Raw genomic sequence first — 1,032 nt, forward strand, 5'->3', positions numbered from 1 at the left:
GGATAGAGGGGGGCTTTAAGGTTCAACGGAGACGATGGGTTGTAGAACGAACATTTGGATGGCTTGGTAGAAATAGAAGGCTATCAAAAGAATACGACTTGCTTTGTTCTTCTACAGAGAATAACATTTACATGTCACTTAACAGACTACTCTTGCGCAGATTCTTTCCTCCTAATTAATTTGCGGATAAGCTCTAACCAAGATAACTTGATTATAATAAATAAAAAGTATTATCCTTAGATTTTTTCAGGACTTGTTCGTTAGATTTTCGCTGAAAAGTTTTACAAATACGAGACATAACAATACTGAGTATGGAAGAGGTTTCTAAAGAATTTGGAGTGGGTGTGGCGAGCATTATGCGCTGGCCCAAGCATCTTCAATTCAAGACGACGTCCAATAAACTCTCTACAAAAGTTTTACAGAGTAGCACTAAAAAAAGAGATTAAATTACTTTATATCGTATGTTTTGAAGCTCTTGGAGATGAAAAGTTGGAGAATTTTGCATGCTCTTTAGGCTGTTTGGGGGGCATTTTATTGACAGAATCAAAAACTTTTTTTAATGCTTTCATAAAATTGTTTGTATTATTTCTTTCAAAAGAATGCTTTAATTGTAGAAGGATGTTAAGCTTTTCGCTATTTTCTAACAATGAAAGATTAGTATTGATCAACGCACCAATTCTGTTGATTAATTTATTAACAGCGACATAGAAGTTTTGATCCTGGGAAGGGAGTGGGGTGCCAAAATAGTCTACAGGAATATTCAAAGCACTCAAATCCTGCATTAAAGAAAATATCTCAGAAGAATACCATTGAGGGGTCGCTTTTTTCTGAGAGTAAGAAATAGACGATTGGTTAATCCCTTTATTTGTTTGGGGGGCAGGAAAAGATGATTTTCCCAACTTTTGGGGGTAAGAAGAAGCAAAGGATTGCATCAGTCTGTTCTGGGCGTCAGGAACAGAGGATTGGGTAACGGGTCTTTGTGTCTGGGGAGAAAGAGGTGGCGATTGGTTAATCCCTTTATTTGTTTGGGGG

General features: G+C 37.0%; 3 protein-coding genes. 1 reads left to right on the forward strand and 2 read right to left on the reverse strand.

Annotated elements, in window-relative coordinates; genetic code table 11:
- A partial coding sequence (locus tag HCUR_RS00160) for a transposase (protein ID WP_165780568.1) occupies positions 1 to 179 on the forward strand: 179 nt, incomplete at its 5' end.
- Positions 180 to 211: 32 nt separating this feature from the next.
- On the opposite strand, the gene HCUR_RS08940 is transcribed toward HCUR_RS00160, so the two are convergent.
- Both HCUR_RS08940 and HCUR_RS08010 read right to left on the reverse strand, forming a co-directional pair.
- The gene (locus tag HCUR_RS08940) at positions 212 to 370 is read right to left on the reverse strand and encodes a hypothetical protein (RefSeq protein ID WP_207760825.1); all 159 of its coding nucleotides are present in this window, start codon (positions 368 to 370) and stop codon (positions 212 to 214) included.
- An 82-nt stretch (positions 371 to 452) separates the two neighbouring features.
- A partial coding sequence (locus HCUR_RS08010) for a hypothetical protein (RefSeq protein WP_165780569.1) occupies positions 453 to 1,032 on the reverse strand: 580 nt, incomplete at its 5' end.

Origin of the sequence: Holospora curviuscula, assembly GCF_002930195.1 — a bacterium.
GTDB lineage: Bacteria > Pseudomonadota > Alphaproteobacteria > Holosporales > Holosporaceae > Holospora > Holospora curviuscula.